The 20,003-nt window shown below is 37.0% G+C and carries 22 protein-coding genes and 2 pseudogenes; 20 read left to right on the top strand and 4 right to left on the bottom strand.

What is annotated here, in order from left to right:
- Window positions 1-19 precede the first annotated feature (19 nt).
- From HXT27_RS00255 to HXT27_RS00205, 11 genes and pseudogenes are all read left to right on the top strand, one after another.
- The gene (locus HXT27_RS00255; RefSeq protein WP_103043206.1) at window positions 20-430 is read left to right on the top strand and encodes an RNA polymerase sigma factor; all 411 of its coding nucleotides are present in this window, start codon (window positions 20-22) and stop codon (window positions 428-430) included.
- The gene (locus HXT27_RS00250) at window positions 417-629 is read left to right on the top strand and encodes an SHOCT domain-containing protein (protein ID WP_103043205.1); all 213 of its coding nucleotides are present in this window, start codon (window positions 417-419) and stop codon (window positions 627-629) included. The genes HXT27_RS00255 and HXT27_RS00250 overlap by 14 nt, the downstream gene beginning before the upstream one ends.
- A gap of 61 nt (window positions 630-690) precedes the next feature.
- Window positions 691-2,283: a recombinase family protein gene (locus HXT27_RS00245; RefSeq protein ID WP_103043204.1), complete on the top strand. Its 1,593-nt coding sequence runs from the start codon at window positions 691-693 to the stop codon at window positions 2,281-2,283.
- Window positions 2,253-2,663 (top strand): recombinase family protein, encoded by a 411-nt coding sequence (locus HXT27_RS00240; RefSeq protein ID WP_103043203.1) that lies wholly within the window; start codon window positions 2,253-2,255, stop codon window positions 2,661-2,663. The genes HXT27_RS00245 and HXT27_RS00240 overlap by 31 nt, the downstream gene beginning before the upstream one ends.
- A complete protein-coding gene (locus HXT27_RS00235) occupies window positions 2,660-4,237 on the top strand; it encodes a recombinase family protein (RefSeq protein WP_103043202.1) in 1,578 nt (525 codons plus the stop codon). The genes HXT27_RS00240 and HXT27_RS00235 overlap by 4 nt, the downstream gene beginning before the upstream one ends.
- A gap of 512 nt (window positions 4,238-4,749) precedes the next feature.
- Window positions 4,750-5,343 carry a DUF4097 family beta strand repeat-containing protein gene (locus HXT27_RS00230; protein WP_103043201.1) on the top strand — a complete coding sequence of 198 codons (594 nt, stop codon included), beginning with the start codon at window positions 4,750-4,752 and terminating at the stop codon, window positions 5,341-5,343.
- Between the two features lie 91 nt (window positions 5,344-5,434).
- Window positions 5,435-5,719, top strand: coding sequence for a hypothetical protein (locus tag HXT27_RS00225; RefSeq protein ID WP_004114737.1), 285 nt, complete (start codon window positions 5,435-5,437; stop codon window positions 5,717-5,719).
- A gap of 107 nt (window positions 5,720-5,826) precedes the next feature.
- On the top strand, window positions 5,827-7,305 hold the full coding sequence (locus HXT27_RS00220) for an Lsa family ABC-F type ribosomal protection protein (RefSeq protein WP_103043200.1): 1,479 nt from the start codon (window positions 5,827-5,829) through the stop codon (window positions 7,303-7,305).
- A gap of 673 nt (window positions 7,306-7,978) precedes the next feature.
- Entirely contained in the window at window positions 7,979-8,158 is a 180-nt protein-coding gene (locus HXT27_RS00215) for a hypothetical protein (protein ID WP_103043199.1), read from the top strand.
- A 186-nt stretch (window positions 8,159-8,344) separates the two neighbouring features.
- Window positions 8,345-8,622 (top strand): annotated as a pseudogene (locus HXT27_RS00210) (hypothetical protein).
- A 274-nt stretch (window positions 8,623-8,896) separates the two neighbouring features.
- Complete coding sequence (locus HXT27_RS00205) at window positions 8,897-9,118, top strand: hypothetical protein (RefSeq protein ID WP_016635346.1); 222 nt, start codon at window positions 8,897-8,899, stop codon at window positions 9,116-9,118.
- Window positions 9,119-9,193: 75 nt separating this feature from the next.
- On the opposite strand, the gene HXT27_RS00200 is transcribed toward HXT27_RS00205, so the two are convergent.
- The 3 genes from HXT27_RS00200 to HXT27_RS00190 form a co-directional block, all read right to left on the bottom strand.
- The gene (locus tag HXT27_RS00200; protein WP_103043198.1) at window positions 9,194-9,700 is read right to left on the bottom strand and encodes a GNAT family N-acetyltransferase; all 507 of its coding nucleotides are present in this window, start codon (window positions 9,698-9,700) and stop codon (window positions 9,194-9,196) included.
- A 112-nt stretch (window positions 9,701-9,812) separates the two neighbouring features.
- Window positions 9,813-10,130: a type II toxin-antitoxin system RelE/ParE family toxin gene (locus HXT27_RS00195; protein ID WP_103043197.1), complete on the bottom strand. Its 318-nt coding sequence runs from the start codon at window positions 10,128-10,130 to the stop codon at window positions 9,813-9,815.
- On the bottom strand, window positions 10,111-10,383 hold the full coding sequence (locus HXT27_RS00190) for a type II toxin-antitoxin system Phd/YefM family antitoxin (RefSeq protein WP_103043196.1): 273 nt from the start codon (window positions 10,381-10,383) through the stop codon (window positions 10,111-10,113). The genes HXT27_RS00195 and HXT27_RS00190 overlap by 20 nt, the downstream gene beginning before the upstream one ends.
- 1,004 nt (window positions 10,384-11,387) lie before the next feature.
- Between HXT27_RS00190 and HXT27_RS00185 the strand changes: the two genes are divergently transcribed.
- A complete protein-coding gene (locus tag HXT27_RS00185) occupies window positions 11,388-12,515 on the top strand; it encodes a hypothetical protein (protein ID WP_422113158.1) in 1,128 nt (375 codons plus the stop codon).
- 54 nt (window positions 12,516-12,569) lie between these two features.
- On the opposite strand, the pseudogene HXT27_RS00180 reads toward HXT27_RS00185, so the two are convergent.
- Window positions 12,570-12,797, bottom strand: a pseudogene (locus HXT27_RS00180) (transposase-like zinc-binding domain-containing protein); the annotation flags it as partial.
- Between the two features lie 595 nt (window positions 12,798-13,392).
- Here HXT27_RS00180 and HXT27_RS00175 point away from each other — a divergent pair.
- From HXT27_RS00175 to HXT27_RS00140, 8 genes are all read left to right on the top strand, one after another.
- The gene (locus HXT27_RS00175; RefSeq protein ID WP_103043194.1) at window positions 13,393-14,160 is read left to right on the top strand and encodes a hypothetical protein; all 768 of its coding nucleotides are present in this window, start codon (window positions 13,393-13,395) and stop codon (window positions 14,158-14,160) included.
- A gap of 395 nt (window positions 14,161-14,555) precedes the next feature.
- Complete coding sequence (locus tag HXT27_RS00170) at window positions 14,556-14,744, top strand: SEC-C metal-binding domain-containing protein (RefSeq protein ID WP_369803138.1); 189 nt, start codon at window positions 14,556-14,558, stop codon at window positions 14,742-14,744.
- A 585-nt stretch (window positions 14,745-15,329) separates the two neighbouring features.
- The gene (locus tag HXT27_RS00165) at window positions 15,330-15,782 is read left to right on the top strand and encodes an Abi family protein (RefSeq protein WP_199172718.1); all 453 of its coding nucleotides are present in this window, start codon (window positions 15,330-15,332) and stop codon (window positions 15,780-15,782) included.
- 35 nt (window positions 15,783-15,817) lie between these two features.
- On the top strand, window positions 15,818-16,210 hold the full coding sequence (locus tag HXT27_RS00160) for an Abi family protein (protein WP_369803137.1): 393 nt from the start codon (window positions 15,818-15,820) through the stop codon (window positions 16,208-16,210).
- A 116-nt stretch (window positions 16,211-16,326) separates the two neighbouring features.
- Window positions 16,327-16,620 carry a hypothetical protein gene (locus tag HXT27_RS00155; protein ID WP_103043193.1) on the top strand — a complete coding sequence of 98 codons (294 nt, stop codon included), beginning with the start codon at window positions 16,327-16,329 and terminating at the stop codon, window positions 16,618-16,620.
- A 22-nt stretch (window positions 16,621-16,642) separates the two neighbouring features.
- Window positions 16,643-17,629 (top strand): helix-turn-helix domain-containing protein, encoded by a 987-nt coding sequence (locus tag HXT27_RS00150; protein WP_103043192.1) that lies wholly within the window; start codon window positions 16,643-16,645, stop codon window positions 17,627-17,629.
- 387 nt (window positions 17,630-18,016) lie between these two features.
- The gene (locus tag HXT27_RS00145; protein ID WP_103043191.1) at window positions 18,017-18,946 is read left to right on the top strand and encodes an Abi family protein; all 930 of its coding nucleotides are present in this window, start codon (window positions 18,017-18,019) and stop codon (window positions 18,944-18,946) included.
- A gap of 113 nt (window positions 18,947-19,059) precedes the next feature.
- The gene (locus HXT27_RS00140; protein ID WP_103043190.1) at window positions 19,060-19,809 is read left to right on the top strand and encodes an ATP-binding cassette domain-containing protein; all 750 of its coding nucleotides are present in this window, start codon (window positions 19,060-19,062) and stop codon (window positions 19,807-19,809) included.
- Window positions 19,810-20,003: the final 194 nt, after the last annotated feature.

Raw genomic sequence — 20,003 nt, 5'->3', positions numbered from 1 at the left:
CATAGGAGGTGGCCTTTTTATGAATATGGAAGAACAACGCAAGGTCAAATTGCTAAGAGATGAAGGCCTTAGCTATACGCAGATTGCAAACCGAATGGATATTTCCGTTAATACGATTAAAAGCTACTGCAAACGTAACAGTCTAGGCGTAATCCAGTCTACGAAAATACAGACGGCATTATGTGAATCTTGTTCAAAACCAATCAAGCAAAACAAAGGAAGAAAAGTTAAACGTTTCTGCTCTGATGCGTGTAGAAACACATGGTGGAACAAGCATACACAGCTGGTAAAAAGACAGGCAAACTATGAGTGCACTTGTCTTAACTGCAAAAATTCTTTTATCTCTTACGGTAATAAAACCAGAAAATACTGCTGCCACGCCTGCTATATAGAACATCGTTTTGGAGGTGAGCATCATGCAAATCAGTAAGGATGTTCACGGGCTAAAGGATGTTAAAGCCAGAGCTTGGACGAAAGAGAGTATGCAGGCGGATTTTTGCTTTGAAATAGCCGAAAAACTTACCGTTTCACTCTTTAAAAAAGGGCTTATCAGCGAGCAAGAAAAAGAAAAAATAAGCCGTCTTAACAGGAAAAAATTTCACCCGTTTTACAAGGAATTATTGGGCTAAAAGCTTGATAAACACTGCTTTTAGAGTGATGTATATGACTGTAAGAAAGTGAGGTGAGATGATGAAAATGATAACAAAACTGGAAGCCAAACAGCCGGATAATTCTCTTAGAAAAATACGGGTTGCAGCATATGCGAGAGTTTCTACCGACAGTGATGAACAGCTTCTCAGTCTAGAAGTGCAAAAGGAGCATTACGAAAACTATATTAAGTCTAATCCGTACTGGGAGTATGCGGGGCTTTACTTTGACGAGGGTATTAGCGGCACGAAAATCGATAAGCGTGAAAGTCTTAAACAACTGCTTAAGGACTGTGAGAGTGGTCAGATAGACAGGGTTATTACAAAGTCTATTAGTAGGCTTGCAAGAAACACGGTTGACTGTCTTGAAATAGTTAGAAAACTTACCGGTCTCGGTATTTATTTGTATTTTGAGAAAGAAAACATTGATACCGAGCATATGAGTTCGGAGCTTATGCTTTCTATCTTAAGTTCCATTGCGCAAAGCGAGTCAAGATCTATCTCGGAAAACAGCATGTGGTCAATTCAAAAAAGGTTCGAAAACGGAAGCTATATCATTTCTTCCCCATCGTATGGCTATAAAAACGAGAACGGGAAAATGATTATCGTTCCAAAGGAAGCTGAGGTTATAAAAGACATCTTTAGTATGGCACTTTTAGGTAAAGGCGGGCATGTGATAGCTAATGAGCTGACTGCTAAAAAGATTCCTGCGAAAAGAGGAGCTAAATGGTCTTCGACTACCGTGAACGCTATTTTGAACAATAAAACATACACAGGGGATGTGATTTTTCAGAAAACATACACGGATGATAATTTTAACCGCCATAAAAACTGTGGCGAGAAAAAACAGTATGTTATTGAAAACCACCACGAGGCTATCATCAGCCATGAAACTTTTAATCTTGTGCATGAGCTGAGACAGAAGAGAAAATTAAAACTAAATATTACCGGCGGTAGTAATAAATACCTTGCTAGATATGTGTTTTCAGGAAAACTTTACTGCGGTAATTGCCATAGTAGGTTAAAGAAACACGACCGGTATAAAAAAGATGGAGCCTATGTTGTTTGGTGTTGTACCAAGCATATACGTGAAATTAAATGCTGCCCTATGAAAGCTGTAAAAGAGGAGTATGTTAAATTAGCTTTTCTTCAAATGCTTAACAAGCTCAAAGCAACATACGCTCAAATATTAACGCCTTTCATAAAAAGCTTAAGAAACGTGAATAATAAAGACGGATTAAACAAGGTTATCGAACTCGAAGAAAAAAAGCTTAAGCTGCAAGAACAAGAGCAAGTACTCAGTAAGCTTTTAGCCGGTGGCTACATTGAGATGGATTCCTACTATCTGGAAAGCAATCAGCTTCAAACGGAAATAGATACTTGTCTTAAGGAAAAACTTCAGCTTTCCAACAGCTTAAACGGTAACTTAACGCACTTAAACGAGGCACAAAAACTTCAACGGTTCGTAAGCGTCACAGAAGTATTTAGCGAGTTTAAGGACGAGAATTTTCTAGATTTCGTAGACGATGTCGTAGTTAAAAGCAGAACAGAATTTATTTTTCATTTGAAATGCGGATTGGACTTAGAAGAAGAGGTGAAAGAAACATGGCATACATCCCATATGGTTACAGAATAGTAGACGGTAAAGCGGTTATAGACGAAAAAGAAGCTCAAAAAGTGAGAGAACTTTTCCGTAAATTCTTAGAATTTGGAACGATTTCTGAAACGGCTCGAGCGGTGAACATTGATAAAACACATTCTGTAATTAGCAATATTTTGAAAAATAAAACGTACTTAGGAACATCGCTTTACCCGAGTCTTTTAGATGAAGAAACTTTTTATAAAGTTCAGCAGTTAAGAGCCAACAATTTTAGAAGAAAACCTCGTACAACAGAGCTAAAACCTTTAATTACAACAAATTTCGCGTACGAAATAGGCGTTATAGAAAAGAAATACGATGATCCTTATCGGCAAGCAGCATACGCGTACAGTCAAATCAAGGGAGGTGTAAAATGAGTGCCAACGTTACAATTATTCCACCAAGAAAAATAGCGGGGAATACGGTAGATAAGCATAAAGATAAGCCGAAGTTAAGAGTAGTAGCGTATTGTCGTGTTAGTACTGACAGTGAAGAACAGGCAACAAGTTATGACACGCAAGTTCAGCATTATACGGATTATATTTCAAGAAATCCTCTCTGGGAGTTTGCCGGCATCTACGCTGATGACGGTATTTCAGGAACCAGCACGAAAAAACGTGTCGGTTTCAACGACATGATCCACGATTGCATGAGTGGCAAAGTAGACATGGTTATCACTAAGTCGATTAGCCGTTTTGCGAGAAACACTATCGACTGTTTAAAGTTTGTTAGACAGTTGAAAGACAAAAACATTCCAATCATTTTTGAAAAAGAAAACATCAACACCATGGAAGCAAGCGGAGAACTATTGCTTACTATCATGGCTTCTTTAGCTCAACAGGAATCCGCGTCGCTTTCTCAGAATGTGAAGCTTGGACTTAAGTTCCGCTACCAGGAAGGCAAAGTGCAAATCAACCATAACTGGTTTTTAGGATACACAAAAGACGATGAAGGGAATCTTGTAATTCTTGAAAAGGAAGCACAAGTCGTAAGAAGAATCTATAGAGAATATTTAGAAGGAGCAAGCCTTAGAGATATAGCGGAGGGTCTTGAAAAAGACGGTGTTAAAAACGGTGCCGGGCATTTAAAATGGCACTTGTCTAATATTAAAACCATCTTGCAAAACGAAAAATATATTGGTGATGCTCTTTTACAAAAAACCATCACGACAGATTTTATTAACCATGTTCGTATAAAAAATGATGGAACAGAACCACAGTATTATGTAAAAGATAGCCACGCGTCTATTATTCCAAGAGATATTTTCTTTAAAGTTCAAGAAGAAATGGTAAGACGAGCCAACATGTTTAGTGGTGAGGAGAATAAAAAAAGGAGAGTTTATTCCAGTAAGTACGCTTTATCCAGCTTATGTGTTTGTTCTAAATGCGGGGATGTTTACAGAAGAATTGCTTGGAACAATCGAGGAGTGCGTTCTGTTGTTTGGCGTTGTTGTACCAGATGGGAAAATGGTCCTAGTGCTTGTGATGCTCCGACAGTAAAAGAGGAAGAGCTGCAGTCTGCTACAGTGAAAGCCATAAACAAGGTGTTTAGTATACCGGATGAAGTATTGGATACGTTGAATAACAATATTAGAGAAATTATCGCGGGCAACAACTTAAACGAGCTTGAAACGGTTGATAAAAGAATTGCAGATAAACAAGCGATACTGCTAACCTTGCTTAAAGCTAAAAAAGACTACACGAAAATAGCTGATGAGATTGATGAGCTTAAAGTTAAGAAACAGCAGCTTCTTATAGAAAAAGCAGGTCAAGAAGATGCTAAAAGACGAATCAGAGAAATGGAAGATTTTCTGAAAAGTGAGAGTCACGATATTAGTGAGTATGACGAGAAGCTGGTAAGAAAGTACATCAAGAAAATAAAAGTTTACGAGGACAGGTTCAGTATAACTTTTAAATCAGAGATTAGTGTGGATATTGAAAGGGCATCGTAAAAGCCAAAAGACTGTGAGTGTTTGAAATGTTACAAAAGTCAGCCTAGGGGAATCCTCTCTAGGCTGTTTTTTATGCTCAAGAATCAAGCTATTAAGCCAATCTTAAACCTTTTAACGATAGCTTTTCCTATCGTTAAAAAGTGTACCCACTATCAATAGTGTGTACTCAAAAAAGTGTAGCTATACTACCTGTTCTCTCAATCCACGTCGAGACTGTCGTATTGATGTCAAAGGCTGATTAGGTGGGTGCAAGTTTGCCTTTATGTAGCAGGGTTTAGCGAGGGCTATCGTTAAAAGGTTTAATGCGAAGCGGCTTTAAGCTGGGTTCTCGCGGTTTTTGAGCGTGATTTTGCTGTATGAGGGAACATGTCGACGCTTTAGGGTCGAGTGCACAGGATGTTAACGTTAAAAAGTGCACCCACTTTGCACCCACCCTGTGAAGTGGGAAAATATAGCTCAAAAGGTAAAATGAAACCTGATTATTAGTATGTGCACGAGGAGGTGCTTAAGGAATGGATAATAAGAAGTTTATCGCAGAGACGAAAGATGTTCGTTTAACGGTGAAACGTGCTGATACCTTTGGTGTGAGCTTTGTTAACTGTGAACAAGATATATTGAGGGTTGAGGAAGCGCAAAATGTTATAAGGCTTATTCAAACTAAAAAAGTCTCAGCTTCGAATTGGGTGAGGTGGCTTACTCAGGGTATGCCTGAAATTGTTGTGAGTTTGCCACATGATGTGGAAGTTTGTGAGGTTGAATCTGATTCTAATCAAGTGCTCATCACGGATATTGAGATTGGTAAGCTTTATGTAGAAGTGAACAATGGCAAGGTAGAAGTTGTTAATTTGAAGGCGGATGATGTCTTTCTTAAATGTTATAATGGGTTGGCTTCAGCAACAAACGTAGAAGTAACTCATGTTTGTACGCTTGATACGTTAAATGGCATGAGTATTTTAGAAGGAACAATCACCAAGGATGCATGTCTTGAAGTAGTTTGTGAGAATGGTGTCACTGAGGTTTCTGATAAGAAGAAGGTAAATTGTAAAAACGATGGATTTGCGCATTACATGGTGCACTGTCTTAATGGGAAAGCTATTGCGAAGTAGCAGACATATAGATCAAAAAAGAAGCAATAAAACTTGATATAAGTTGGAATTAGAGCGTATATAGACATACCGATAAAGGAGGAAGCCGTATATGCTCTATGTAAAGTTTGATGATTTCGAAGATGTTAGCGTCATGGGAAATGAGAAAGATCATGGAATGTTTATTCCGATTAAGGATGGGAATGTGTATGCTGAGTGCGAACGGTGCGGTGTAGTTGAAAGGATCACCTCACCATGCGAATTCATTGCTAGCACATTTAGGTCAAGAGTGAACTTCAATGAAGGTTATGAACTTTGCGAGAAGTGCTTGCAAGAGGTTGAGTTTGTTACTGTCGCTTTGAGAACTGGAAAATTACCTAATCGAGAATTGAAATGACTGAAAAGCAAAGCAGTGATAACCGTAGTAATACATGAAAAACTAAACGTTAAAAGGTGCACACACTTTGCACCCGGGCGGTAAATGATAATTTAGGGAGGCGTTTTATGTCAGTAATTAAAATTGAAAACCTCACTTTCTCATATTATGGATATGTAAAACCCATATTTAAAAATGTATCGTTTTCCTTTGATACAAACTGGAAAACGGGATTGATAGGAAGAAATGGAATCGGTAAATCAACTCTATTTAAGTTACTTTTAAATCAAGAAACTTATCAAGGTAAAATAAGCAAGGATGTTGAATTTATTAAATTTCCACCAAATATAAGCGATACTTCAAAATTAGGAATTGAGTTATATAAAGAACTAATATCAGATGATGAAGAATGGAAGTTATTTAGAGAACTCAGTTTGCTAAATGTAGATGAGAACCTTGTTTACAGAGAGTTTGAAACGCTTTCTAAAGGGGAACAAACAAAAATCCTTTTAGCTATTTTGTTTACAAGAGAAGATGGCTTTTTACTTATTGATGAACCAACAAACCATTTAGATATGGACGGAAGAAAAATTGTAAGTGAATATCTGAAAAGTAAAAAAGGATTTTTGCTTATATCTCATGATAGAGATTTTTTAGATGGTTGTATCAATCATGTTATTTCTATTAACAGGAATTCTATTGATGTCCAATCGGGAAATTTTACATCATGGTATGAAAACAAAGTGATGAAAGACCAATTTGAAATTAGTCAAAATGAGAGATTAAGAAAAGATATTAAACGATTAAAAGAGGCTGCAAGACAAAGTCAAATTTGGTCTGATAAAATTGAAAATACTAAAAATGGTGTGAAAGTATCAGGTATAAAACCAGATAAAGGACATATAGGTCATCAATCAGCCAAGATGATGAAAAAATCTAAGAATTTGGAGAATAGACAAAACAAGGCAATAGAAGAAAAACAGAGTTTACTAAAAGATATCGAAATAAAGGAAAGTCTATTACTGCATCCGCTACATCATCACAAAAATCCTCTAATATCGGTTAGCAATTTATCATCATGCTATGGAGAGAGACAGATCCTAAATAATGTAAGTTTCGAGATAAAGCAAGGCGACATAGTGGCTATATATGGTGGTAATGGTAGCGGAAAATCAACCTTGATTAAAATTTTATTAGGTATAAATCACGAGTATACAGGTGAGATAAAATTAGCAGGTAATTTAAAAATCTCGTATATTCCTCAAGACACATCTAATTTAACAGGTAGCCTAAATGAATATATTCACAAGCAAGATGTTGATGAAACATTGTGTAAAACAATTCTAAGAAAATTAGATTTTTCAAGAGAATTATTTGAAATGGATATGAAGAATTATAGTGATGGACAAAAAAAGAAAGTTTTAATTGCTGTAAGTTTCTCAAAGCCAGCTCATATATTTGTTTGGGACGAACCACTGAATTATATAGATGTAATATCAAGAATACAGATTGAGGAAATTATAAAAGAAGCAAAGCCTACACTCATATTTGTGGAACACGATAAGCGATTTGTAGAAGATATCGCTAATAAAATAATACAATTTTAAGTAAAATCCAAATCCCAGTTTGTAGTGCCTTAGACTTTTATCATCATACGACATTCCCCTTGCCAGTTTCTCTCCTGCAATGAACGTTAAGGCTCTTTTATTGATGCATGGTTATCATAAGGGTAGTCTTGATACACGTGAGACTGTCGTATTGATGTCAAGGGCTTAATAGGTGGGTGCATTTTTGCCCTTGTGCAGCAAGGCTTAGTGAGGGCTATCGTTAAAAGGTTTAATGCGAAGCAGCTTTAAGCTGGGTTTTCAAGTTTTTTGAACGTGATTTTTCTGTATGAGGGAAGATATCAATGCTCTAGGATTGAGTGCACAGGATGTTAACGTACTTCGCTTGCGTTGAAAGCACACTGTGCTTTCAACTTTGAGCAAGCTCAGCGAATCGAAGTGCATTTTCGTGCTACGCTTTAAGCGAAAAGGCAGGTCGGGACGCACGGCTATTAGTAGCCGTTCGGCTGATTTGGCATGTAAAGTCCACTGGACTTTACATTTGAGCCAAATCACGCTTTGAAGGAGCTTGAAATGCGTTATGCAATTTCAAGCTCTGTCAAAGCGCCCATGCAAGTCGATTCGACACTTTGCACCCACCCTGTGAAGTGGGAAAGTATAGCTCAAAAGGTAAAGTGAAACCTGATTATTAGTATGTGCACGAGGAGGTTTTGGAATGGACAAGCTAGTTCGTTTTTGCCGTGAAGTGGCGATGTTCGGCTTGACGGTTGCCTTAATCGCGATGCTGCTTGCCTTAATATGGGGTGGCACACTTGCTATTAGAATTGGTTTTACCTCTTTTGCTATTGGTGTCACAGTAATCTCGCTTAAGACTGTCCTTCGAAAGACTGATTGAATTTTGTTTGGTTCAAGTCAATAGTTGAATATCTCACGTTGGGTGGCTATTACTGATCTCTGTCAGTAATAGCCACTTCTTTTTATGAATCTTAAAGTCAGGCTCAATGTCCGTCCTGTTTAGCTGGTGATTAGTTAGGGTAATCGTTAAAAGATTAACAACTGTATCAATGAAAATGCACGGAAATTGCAGAACCAGGATGAGTATGAGGAAAATATACGAGTCTAGTGAACAGGTTTAATACTGTAGAATCAAGCCTTAAGGAAGTAAAAGCTAGCATTGTCGACAAGCAAGCGAGGTGTGACGAGGTTGAATATTTTATCGAGGACTTGAAAAAACAGGACTTGTTAACTGTGCTCGATGAAAACGTCTGACTTAGCATGGTTGACTATCTAACCGTGCATCAAGATGGAAAGGTTGATATTATCTTCCTTGATAGGAGTGTAATGAAAATAGACGAGTAAATAACAAATATACAATATATGAAGGCTAGTCAATATAGATTTTTCTTGTATAATTAACTCAAGAAAAGCTAGCATAAAAGGTTGACAAGCCATGAAAAAAACTGGCAAAATCTTTGACAAACAAACAGACAGACAATGTAGTTCTGTCTCTTTTCACGTAGAATTTTTAATTGGCAGAAATATATACCTGATGTATAGGTATGTGTTCCTTCCTATTTTTATGAAATTTTTCAAAACAATAAAAAGAACATTATTAGATTAAAAAGGAGGATTTATGAAAAATACGAAAAAATGCCCAAAGTGTGGGGGAAGTGAAATTATATTTGTGCCTGGATCTGCTGGGGCTTATGGGACTGGAAATAATATTATGACTGGCCATACAATTATGTCGGCAGTACCTGTTGATAGGTATATTTGCACTGCCTGTGGTTTTAGCGAGGAGTGGATTGACCTTGATAATATGGATAAATTAAAAAAGAAATATGATGAGATTTAAATGAGATGTATTTACAGAAAACGATAAAGAGTTTAGTAGCTGTTGCTTAGAAGGACACGGTAAATAAGGATTTGTCTATCTTAAATCGAGATACATTATGTCGAAATCAATATATGAATCTGCAATTTTAAAATACGCTGGAGATGTTCCAATTTTACGAAAGCCAAATTTCTCATAAACATGGATTGCTCTCAAATTGTCGCTTCTCACTTCTAAGTTAATAATTTCTATGTCATTTGACTTGGCAAATTCAATCGCTTTTTGTAGAAGTTGGCTTCCAAGTCCTTTGTTCCATTCTGATTTCAAAACGGTAAGCCCAAGTTCTGCTCGATGATTCATTCTCCTTGGCAATGCGCTTAAGCTCACATCTCCAACAATCTCTCCGTTTTTCCATGCAAAAAATGAACATGATTTTTCATCTTTCAAAATCGAACAAATGTATTCTGCTTCTCCATCGACAGAGATTGGAAAACCTTCTGCTCCAAATGACAAATTATCTGTTTCCGCTCCGATTTTCTTTGAGTATTCTATTCTCGCAAGTGCATCCTCAGGTACAGCTTCTTTTATAATTATATTATCCATTTCGTCTCCAGAATGGTGTGGCTGTCTAAAAATGTCCGCACCCTCAATCTTAATTTTTAACGATAGCTTTTTCAATAATCGTTAGCATAATAATGATAGTTACTAGGAATAGTTATTCCAGTAGTGCGTCAATATTTCGTTTTGAATATAGAAGTCTGCGCACTTCCATAGTGTCGCCCAAGACAACGTAAAAAACAGAAAAGTTGCGTACGCTAATCCTGTAGTAGGGGTGTTCTCGTGTTGTTAATGATTGGTAAGGAGCAAATAAGAGGGGCGATTCAAGTCGTTTATCGATTGCTGATTCTATATCGTCAACAAGTCTGTGAGCAGCTTTTGGATTTTGCAGTGTATTGGTTATATAGTCAACTGTTTCTAATAAATCTTCTTTGAATAGTGGTAGAAAGGTTAATTTATACGTGTTCTTGCTCATTAATCCTTCTCCTTACGCTATCAAAGACGTTGTCTTTAGAAAGACGCGTAGAAGTGTTTGCGGCAAAAGTATCTGCTTCATCGAGTTTTCTTTCAATGTTGTCGGTGAGAGCAGAGTATTGTTTGATGCTCATTAGAACCATAGTTCCATAACCATTTTTTGTAAGGAATACTGGTGTATTTGAATTTATAACTGTTTCTTCTACTTCTGGGAATTTATTTCTTAAATCGGAAACTGGACGAATATTAATCATAGTATCAACCTCCTTTTATCAAAAAAGTATCATAATATTATCAAGATTACAATTATATTAGTGACTTGGCACTCAAAAAGTGTAGAAATACTACCCGTTCACTCAATCCAGATCGAAGCGTTGATTCAATACATTGACTTGCGGATGGCAGATTCGACAATCTCCTGGCATATGGATGGCGATGGCACGTATACGCTCCATTCGTGCGATGAGGAAGGTCGTCCGCTGGTCGACAGCCAGGAATATTTGATCCGCGCTCATCGATGCCATCCGCGCCGTGCATAAATAAAACAGTATTTTAAGGGTAGTTAAAACGTAGAATCGGCGATATTATTTATTGTCTAGAGATATCGCCGATTTTATGCAAATATCGTTGCTGATAGAACGGTGTTTAGGTAAATTATTGGCGTTTCGTTTGTTGATAAATAAGTCGTGATCAACGATTTATTTTGTATTTCCTGTATGCAATATTTTGTCAGTGTTATTAACTTTCATTTCGGATTTCCTATCGTTTATGTTAGAATAATTTACTATTTGTATTGAATGTTTTACGTTTATGAGGGAAAGAGTATTGCATTTTTTTTTCATAGAAGCGTATCATAAGAGCAAGGTGTTTCACTATTGTAAAGGTGCATAGTATGCCTTCTTATAGAAAAAGAAATATGTTCAGTAGTTGAGGTGCGGTCATTATGTGGAAAAAATTTATTCATGAATCTGAAGCTCACAAGAGAGTGAATGATGATTATGTGCGTAATGCTGCACCTCAATCTTCATTCACAACTGGGAATAAAACTCATAGAGTAGTAGTCTGGATTTTCGGGGTTATAGGTATAATTGCTGTAATTGCAGCCGTTACTATAGGTGTCTTTCATGGGGTTTTATTGACAGAATATACAGTATTTGCTCATTCGGAGAAATTTGAAAATCTTCGGTTGCAGCATGCGGTTGCTGCAATCCCGCTGCATAACCCTCAGACATCTCTTATTCCCAAGGGCAACGCATTTATGTCAATTGTTTATGAAGATGGCAGTTTTAAGCTGCATAAGGTGAGCAATATAGAAGGCCAAACGCCAATTTGGAATACTGAGGCGCTTCACTATACAGATTCCCGTGATAGTTATTTCATACCAGTGAACGCTGAAAAACCTACGGTAAACTCTATAGAAAAGGTGCAACGTCAGAATTTTGCATTTTCTCTTGCTAATGGCGGTTTTGTTGATCTGTATGACGAAAGCATGATGAAGCCTAGCGATAAAACAACATATAAGATTCTTTCTACGACTTCTAAAGGTGAGAGTAAGCAGCGACCAATACAATTTTCAGAGAGCCTATTTATTAAAACTTGTTCTACCTGTGGCAATCAAGCGTATGCAATTGCTCAAACAGAAAAGCATGAAGTTGTATTGTATCGCATGGTCAATGAAGCAAATGTTGGCCTACATGAGGTATCGCGGCACCATGAAAAAGACATGGTGGGTGAGCAATTATATCAAGGACAAAATGAATCTACAGGAGTAATTGATGCTGCTTATAGCCCACGATGCAACAATGGTGTGATTACTTTCTTATATTCGTATGGTCCATCGTCTGCTCGCACAAAGGATATGGCAGTAGAACACAGCGATTCTGCTGATGATGTTAAAATTATTAAGGAACATTTTCTTGTGCGATGGGATGTGAAAACTGGTAAAATAACAACAATTCCATTGAAGAACAGCAAAGGTCAAGTGTTGTATGGTCCGACCACGGTCTATTATGAGATTGCTGGCTACATAAACGCACAGGCATACGATGAAAAGCTTCTTCATATTGTTGATACCGAGAATGGACGAGTGTTTACTCTTGATGCGCAAACAGGTGTTCTTCGCCGATTGTTAGATAAAGCTACGCGTCAAGAGTCGTCAGCGGGCGTCAACTACCGTTTGCTGGTAGGAAACCATGAAATAGTTCGTATACCATCGATTACCGATACCTCTGATTTGAAAGATTTTGTTATCGAACGATTTGATAGGAAGACTGGAAAATTATTGAAAAAAATAAAAGTTAATAAAGATTTTCTCTATTTGACAGATCAGAAAAATACGGATTTATATCCGGGAATTCCAGCTGTGAATCCAAAATGGTTGCAATGATCGGCAATTGACGTATTGGGCTTGATGCTTGTGAATGATTTTGCAGTGTCAAGCCCGATTTATTCTGTCGTGCGTGTAGGTGAAACTCACGTAGGAATATTTATCTTGAGTTTTATTAGATAAAAGCCAATTTAAACTAACTGTTAAATCGCTTGATTGTTTATCGTATGTTCTACTTTTAGAAGCCCCACAGTTAGGACAACGGTATCTAGTAGTACCAGCATTAGTGTGACCATTCTTGCTCATTTTATGATGACAGTTATTACATAATGGGTTATTCATACAAATGAAGAATAACCCACATTCGATATGTTATGAGCCTTACTGCCGTAATAGTTATGAGTTTATTTTTACACACGTTTTGTCCGGGTGTCGAATGTGCAGAAAATAGATTCGATTACCGCAAAACGCTTGTATTGCAATGCATGAGGCATGATTTCTTACACACTTTTTGTCCTATAATCCTTATTTTTACGTGGGCAATCTTCAAAAATCATAACTAAGTTATCAGATAATGATGAAGCTGCTTTTGTCCTTAAAAACGGAAAACCAAAAGCCATACTCATTTCAAAAAGAAAGATATGACCGATTAGTCCGTGCGGGAGCGTTCACTGTAATTGGTAGAAATAAATTAGCTAATTAAGTTGAATTTGTATCTTGATAAAAATGATATAACATGTTAAATTAATACTATTATAGTAAGCTTGTTTAGTCAGTGAATGAATCATTTAGAGAACGAAGATATAACAGATTATCTTAACGTTAAGCTACGAAATATTTAGAATTCAATCTTTATGAGTACTTAACTAGGATAACATTCTACACTACGAGAGTGTACAACAAATTAAGAATATAGAATTCTAGGAGGTGTAATGTTATGTCTAAGAAAAAAGTGTATATTTCGTTAGGAATTGTATTTTTATTGGTTCTATTTGTATTTACTGGAATTTTTATTATTGGAAATAATCCAGCATCAAAGAATAGTGGGAATATAGCTCATAAACTGATGCCTGTAAATGTGGCTTATGCTGAAACGTTAGATGATATAAAGGGATCCATGAATAAGTTGATGGTGGAATTAGAAACTGAGACGAAGACTAATCCACAAGTGGCTATGCAGGCACATCCAGGAAAGTTCATTAGGAGTTCGAAAAACTATCAAAGAATATTGAAGCTAGGATTGAAGGCAATTAAACCTCTTTACGATGCTATTTATGATAGTAGAGATGCTGGATGCTATGAATATATTCTAGCTATGGCTATTGAAGACATAACTGGTGAAAAGTTTGTTTACAATTCTGACTATGGTTGGAAAAATTCGTTAGAGTTTAGGATGGCTTATGACGAAAAAGTAAACAATACAAGGTTTAATGTTGAAAGAATCAGTAATAATGAAACTTTGAATGATCATGACCGAACTCAGAAATTTAAGGAATTAGGGATTTTTGCAGTTTCTGATTTAATTAAAGAGTATAGGAAAAGTGATTCCAAAGTTTCTAAACCATCGATATTAGAAGCTGTTAAGGGAATTACTAGTAAGTATAAAGAACTTGCAATAACGGAAAGAACTCCAACTGATAGTATTCTAGCTGAAACACAATTATTTGATTCTCTAGTTTCCTTAAATGGAAAAGCGTACAAGTAAGGTGAATTATCTAACTGTAAAGCTAGTTCGTTATGAATCATTTGAGTGTTATGCGAACATGAAGCGACCAAGAAAATCTTGGTCGCTTCTTTTGAAGGAAATATCTATACGGAATCACTTGGTGATCTGGCATATCAGAATAATCCCCAATTTAAGAAGTTCGTTTTAGATAATAATCTTGGCTTCAAATCGTATGCTTTATTTGGTAAGAATGAAATTACTGAAAGAATAGCAGTACTCATTGACTTGGTAAAACTCGTTTGGAACGATGATATGTTTATGTAATCCAGCGAGTTGAATACAATTCAGTAGACCAGCTGATAACTTATATTCCTAATCCGAAAGATAGAACGAAAAAGAAAACAGAATATTTGCTTGAATTTGAAAATGAGGCAATGTGTATGTTTCAAGCTATATTGGGAGTCTCTGAATATTTATATCGTCTTAGGGAACTTGAACTTATGTATGACGGGAAAATTCCTATTATGGTTCAGGAAAGAGCAAATTGGCCGAAGAAGATAGGCCACAATGAATTGTGTCCATGTGGAAGTGGGAAGAAGTATAATCGCTGTCATGGGCGATGAGAGCATACAGAAATTCATTCATTGTTTATTATAGAGTGATTTATCGAAGAAGTAGGTCTCTTATTTGAAAAAGAAAAAAGATGGAATAACCATTCGTTCCAGTGCATGGAAACCTGGCTATCAGTTAGGACGAAAAATATCTGTTGACCTGTTTTTGTAGGAAGAACGGACAAGGTTGAGGCGAGGGCGGTTCCTCGCAAGATTTGACTTTTATGTTGGAATCACTATAAATAGTAGAAACAAATAAAAAAGTTGAACTTTTTCCTTGGATGGGCGAGGTTCAGACCGTGATATGGATAGCTGAATGTATCAAGAATTTTCTGCTATAGAATTTGTGGATATGTTTCCACTAACAAACGGAGATATGTTGCTACATTTCGTATTAGTCTGAATAGGTTCCTTATGACTGACATCAATCCGGACCTATCGTGCCACGTCGAGAGTGTTGTGTTGATGTCTAAGGCTGATTAGGTTGATTTATAAATGCGCCATGATACAATCGTATTAACAGAACCTCTCCACGCTTAATGTAGTTCTTCTACATGCGGACCACGGAGAGGGCTTTTTGTATGAAAGAGTATACGTATGACATTGAAGCCAGCTTTAACGTATGATCAACAAATTGCAAGACTTGTAAATGACCATCATTTAAAAATTTCTAACATTGAATTTGCAAAAGAAATTTTGAAGAAAGTCAACTATTACAGACTTTCTGGTTATGGTGTAGGGTTGAAGAATGCTAATAACAAGGAGCATTATCAAGACACTGTTAGCATAGAACAGCTATTTAATCTTTATTGCTTTGATAGTCAATTTAAAAATAATCTAATGCGAACTATAGAGCAAATTGAGATAGAACTTAGAACTCAGATTACCTATTACTTATCTATCAAATACGGTCCTGAAGTATTGATGAGTGAGACTAATTTTGTTTACAAGACAAATAAACAAGGGCAATCTATTTACTCTATTCTTATAAAAAGCTTGAATAAAGAAATTGAACGACAAAAAATAAACCTTTTGTTAAGCATCACATAGAAAAATATAATAGTCAATTTCCTATATGGGTTTCTGTGGAATTAATGTCTTTTGGGAGTCTATCTTCATTGTTTAGCATTTTAAAAACTGAAGATCAAAAAAATATATCTCGCTATTACAATACTGATCCTAAATATTTAAAAAACTGGATTTTATGTTTAGTAGAAGTAAGAAATATTTGTGCACACTATACCAGACTTTACAATATGCCTTTAAAAGAAAATCCGCGCCTTTATAAAGAGAATCTTCAATATAAAAGGAAACAAAATAAAATATTTCATGTACTTTTAATTACTAAAAGAATGCTAAAAGCAAATGAACAGTGGTGTTCTCTTTTGAAAGACTTGAAAAATACGTTTGCTAAATATGAAGGTTCGTTTAAATTTGATTTTATGGGATTTCCTAAAAATTGGGAGGAAATCCTTTAAGTGCTGGTTTAAATTGCTATAGATTTAAATTTAGCGAAGAGTGTTATTGTGCTTTAGTTGCTTATGTTTTGGGGAACAAATCGTTGCAATAATATTAAAAAAGTTCCCTACATTATTTGATTTCTCACGGTAAAGGCTTACTAGTTATTCCAGAAAATAAGGTTCCTGAGTTTAAGAAGTTGCTTGTTGAATATTATGAAGGTGAAGATTTGCAGTCTGTAACGGATTCACTTGTTTGCGTTCGTGAAGATGATTGGAAAGCGTGGTGCGAACATGAGAGAAAACGAATTGGAGGTCGGTTGCGCTCATTTGTCGGCAGAAATTGCGCTTTCAATGGCAATTGTCAATCGCACTTGCTACTACGCAACTGCTGTTTCAGATATAATTTCACCATGATTATGATGAATTAGAGTTTGAAATGGAGATGTTTTTATGATTTTAGCAGATAAAATATTGGAACTGCGTAAACAAAATGGTTGGTCGCAGGAAGAATTGGCGGACAAATTGGGCGTCAGTCGCCAAGCTGTTTCCAAATGGGAAGGCGCACAAAGTATCCCGGATATGGAACGGATAATTGCATTGAGCCGTTTGTTTGGTGTTAGTACAGATCTTCTGGTAAAAGATGAAATTGATGTTATGGGGAAGAACGTCAACGCAGATGAAAATGCCTGCCAGGAAGAAGCCGGCGTTCGCATGCGGGTAATTGAGCTGGAAGAAGCCTCCGCTTATATTGCTCACAGAATATCATTTGCCGCCTATGTTGCTCTAGGCGTTCTTCTTTGTATTCTGGCAGCAATCCCGTTGATCGGTAGTAATCTTTTGCTTTCTCCCACAGTAAATGCGCAAGTCGGTAAAACTATGGGCTTAGCATTCAGCGTTGCGATTATCACTGTAGCTGTAGTTATTTTTATTATTCAGAGTTTCCACGAAAAGCGTTATCAATATTTGGAAAAAGAAGACTTTGAAACGGCTTATGGCGTTGACAGTGTGCTCAAAGAACGCTTGGAACGGTTCATGCCGTCGTATGTGCTGCGGACGGTCATCGGTGTCGTTTTATGTATGGTTGCCTTTATTTTTCTTATAATTTCGGATACAGTGCCGAAATTTTATCAACTTTCATCCGGCTTTTTTGTAGTTATCGCTATTGTACTGGTGGCAGCAGCTGTTTATTTATTCGTACAGGCGAATATTGTCCGCTCGTCCTATTACCGTTTGCTGAAACCGAAGAAAAAGATTGTCTATCCTGCAAAGATTAGGTTATTGTTCCAAGCTTACTGGCTTATAATTATCTTCATTTATTTAGCCTACAGTTTCATTACGTCCGATTGGGGAAAAAGTTGGATTGTTTGGCCGTTGGCCGCATTGACTTACGGAGTAATAGAAGTAGTGCTCAAAGCGTGGAGGCTCGGAAAGAAATAAGTGACTTTCAGCGTCGATAAGAGTGAGGGTGATAATATAAGCGTTCGTGAACTTAACGTTGTACATCAGTCTTGCAACAGAGCTTTTTAAGGTCTTCCATAGAAGAATACTATGGTACGTTAGGGTCTCTGGAAATTCTTCTTCCTTCTTCCTATGCGCGAGCATATGTTTACGAAAATGTCACGTAATGCTGAATGTTAAGCTTTTTAGCTTAATGACAGCGAGCTTTCCTTGGTATTTCAACGATAACTCGGGTTTTTTAGACACACTTTTTTGCCGCTTACCCGCGATTGACAAAGGTGCGTGTTACTATAACAATCAACAAGACCAGTTCCGCTACCTGCTTCGGTGGGAGTCCAGGGCTGGTCCTTTTCGTTGGGAGGAGTTGTGACCAGTAAGCCGATTAAGCCCCATAAAAGTTATGAAGATCAAGTAAAGCTATTACTCTCACGTGGCATGGAAATCCAAAATACCACACAAGCGAGTCACATACTTAAGACGCGTAACTACTATCGACTTTCTGGATACTGGTATTCGGCACGCATTATTGATGTTAATTCTGGCAAACCCACAGATAATTTCCAGCCCGGCACATCTTTGGATTTATGCACTAAATTGTATGAGTTTGATGCTCGACTTAGAAGTGCTGTGTTTACAACCCTTGCGCCTATAGAACTGGCTTTGCGTGCTCTTTTAGGTTACCACTTGGGGAAAGTGGATCCACTTGTGCATATGGACGTTAATAAGCTTAATGCTGTGGCGCGTGCAGCTTACAAAAAGAATCCACATAAAACCCAATATGAAGTGTGGCTTTCCAAATATAAAGAAGCTGTGAGGAACTCACAAGAAGACTTTGTAGCTCATCATCGCGATAAATATGACGGTCAACTACCAGTGTGGGTTGCAGTTGAAATCATGGATTGGGGTATGCTCTCTCACCTGTATAGGTTTAGTCCAAACAAGGTTCGCAATGAGATTGCGAATTTGTGTGTGATGACGGCTCCGCAGTTAGAATCAACGCTGAAATCCTTGAACATACTGCGTAACCTTTCTGCTCATCATGCTCGGCTTTTTAATCGTGGTTTTGATATCAAGCCAAAGCCAATAGACCATGAGCTTATGACGCCAGTAAACACTCTTACGCACAGGCTATTTGGGCAGATAAGTATTATTCAATTCCTTAACATCCAATTAGGACTAGAAGGCGGTAATCTTTTAGCTAATACCCTTGAAACATTTCCTCACAATAAGATTATCCCTTTCGAACGAACTGGGGCACCGAATCATTGGCGGGATTTACCTCTTTGGGCTAACTAGATTATATTGTTATATTTCAGTGTGCATGTCTGCTTCCTCTTAACCTAATTACACACTTGATACACCTCAGTATATACTGAATGCAAATAGACTGTTGAAGCAAGGTTTTGTTTATGTCCGGAGAGAACGAGCTAAAAGCGCTAGAAATAAAGGGATTATCCTTTGGATATAATAGTGCTCACGAAGTGGTAAAAAATCTTTCATTTTCTGTGGATTTTGGTGGAGTCACTGGTCTTATTGGGCCTAATGGATCTGGGAAATCCACTCTTATTCGATTGTCTGGTGATCTTATAAAACCAAGATCGGGAAAGATTACTGTCTGTGGGAATCTTAGTACAACTAAGGAAGCAAAGAAGGATTCAATTCTTCTTGCGTCTAATGACTATTTACCTGAGTTTTTGACGGGTTTAGAATATTTGCGTTTCATCCATAATATGTATGGAATGCAATGTGACGTGTTTGAGGTTCAAAGACTTTTTAGTAGATATCAGATGGATTATCGTTGGGATGACTTGATAGAGGATTATTCACATGGCATGCGGAAAAAGGTTCAGTTAATCGCTGCAATAATGGTTGCTCGCCCTCTAACTATGATTGATGAGACTCCTAATGGTATTGACATTGAAGCTCTTTATAACTTTGAAGTTGATATTCGCAATATGGTTTGTGAAAAGAATGGCGTTCTTATTTGTACCCATAACTTATCAATGCTGGAAAGAATTGCTGATCATATTGCACTAATGAGTCATGGTGAAATTTTGGTATATGAAGAGTGCAGAGCTTTAGTGTCAAAATATGGATCTATAGATGCATTTGTCAAAGCAAATATTCCACAATTGGGCGGTGAGGGTAGTGAATACTAATACTCTCAGGCTAGTTCGTTTTCTGTTTCTGTTCTTTGCTAGAAGGTTGTTTTTACACAAGGTTATGCAATCTAGTTGTGCAAAAATTCTTCTGTTTTTTACAGCTTTGGCAAGTTATGCTGGTTATTGTTTCCTAACATTTATTGTTGTACGTGGAATGGTTTTCAGCAGTAAAGCGATATCTCTTGTGTGTC

It is taken from the genome of Gardnerella bivia (genome assembly GCF_049262715.1).
GTDB classification, from domain to species: Bacteria; Actinomycetota; Actinomycetes; order Actinomycetales; family Bifidobacteriaceae; genus Bifidobacterium; species Bifidobacterium vaginale_A.
Note: the sequence above shows the minus strand (reverse complement) of the source record. Positions and strands in the feature narration are given on the sequence as shown.

What these genes read in the sequence shown, in the direction of transcription:
- HXT27_RS00230 (WP_103043201.1), top strand. Translation starts at nt 4,750, where the DNA reads ATGGATAATAAGAAGTTTATCGCAGAGACGAAAGATGTTCGTTTAACG.
- HXT27_RS00200 (WP_103043198.1), bottom strand. Translation starts at nt 9,700, where the DNA reads ATGGATAATATAATTATAAAAGAAGCTGTACCTGAGGATGCACTTGCG.
- HXT27_RS00235 (WP_103043202.1), top strand. Translation starts at nt 2,660, where the DNA reads ATGAGTGCCAACGTTACAATTATTCCACCAAGAAAAATAGCGGGGAAT.
- HXT27_RS00165 (WP_199172718.1), top strand. Translation starts at nt 15,330, where the DNA reads ATGACATTGAAGCCAGCTTTAACGTATGATCAACAAATTGCAAGACTT.
- HXT27_RS00240 (WP_103043203.1), top strand. Translation starts at nt 2,253, where the DNA reads ATGGCATACATCCCATATGGTTACAGAATAGTAGACGGTAAAGCGGTT.
- HXT27_RS00225 (WP_004114737.1), top strand. Translation starts at nt 5,435, where the DNA reads ATGCTCTATGTAAAGTTTGATGATTTCGAAGATGTTAGCGTCATGGGA.
- HXT27_RS00245 (WP_103043204.1), top strand. Translation starts at nt 691, where the DNA reads ATGAAAATGATAACAAAACTGGAAGCCAAACAGCCGGATAATTCTCTT.
- HXT27_RS00150 (WP_103043192.1), top strand. Translation starts at nt 16,643, where the DNA reads ATGATTTTAGCAGATAAAATATTGGAACTGCGTAAACAAAATGGTTGG.
- HXT27_RS00195 (WP_103043197.1), bottom strand. Translation starts at nt 10,130, where the DNA reads ATGAGCAAGAACACGTATAAATTAACCTTTCTACCACTATTCAAAGAA.
- HXT27_RS00250 (WP_103043205.1), top strand. Translation starts at nt 417, where the DNA reads ATGCAAATCAGTAAGGATGTTCACGGGCTAAAGGATGTTAAAGCCAGA.
- HXT27_RS00190 (WP_103043196.1), bottom strand. Translation starts at nt 10,383, where the DNA reads ATGATTAATATTCGTCCAGTTTCCGATTTAAGAAATAAATTCCCAGAA.
- HXT27_RS00255 (WP_103043206.1), top strand. Translation starts at nt 20, where the DNA reads ATGAATATGGAAGAACAACGCAAGGTCAAATTGCTAAGAGATGAAGGC.
- HXT27_RS00215 (WP_103043199.1), top strand. Translation starts at nt 7,979, where the DNA reads ATGGACAAGCTAGTTCGTTTTTGCCGTGAAGTGGCGATGTTCGGCTTG.
- HXT27_RS00170 (WP_369803138.1), top strand. Translation starts at nt 14,556, where the DNA reads ATGTGTATGTTTCAAGCTATATTGGGAGTCTCTGAATATTTATATCGT.
- HXT27_RS00220 (WP_103043200.1), top strand. Translation starts at nt 5,827, where the DNA reads ATGTCAGTAATTAAAATTGAAAACCTCACTTTCTCATATTATGGATAT.
- HXT27_RS00140 (WP_103043190.1), top strand. Translation starts at nt 19,060, where the DNA reads ATGTCCGGAGAGAACGAGCTAAAAGCGCTAGAAATAAAGGGATTATCC.
- HXT27_RS00185 (WP_422113158.1), top strand. Translation starts at nt 11,388, where the DNA reads ATGTCAATTGTTTATGAAGATGGCAGTTTTAAGCTGCATAAGGTGAGC.
- HXT27_RS00205 (WP_016635346.1), top strand. Translation starts at nt 8,897, where the DNA reads ATGAAAAATACGAAAAAATGCCCAAAGTGTGGGGGAAGTGAAATTATA.
- HXT27_RS00175 (WP_103043194.1), top strand. Translation starts at nt 13,393, where the DNA reads ATGTCTAAGAAAAAAGTGTATATTTCGTTAGGAATTGTATTTTTATTG.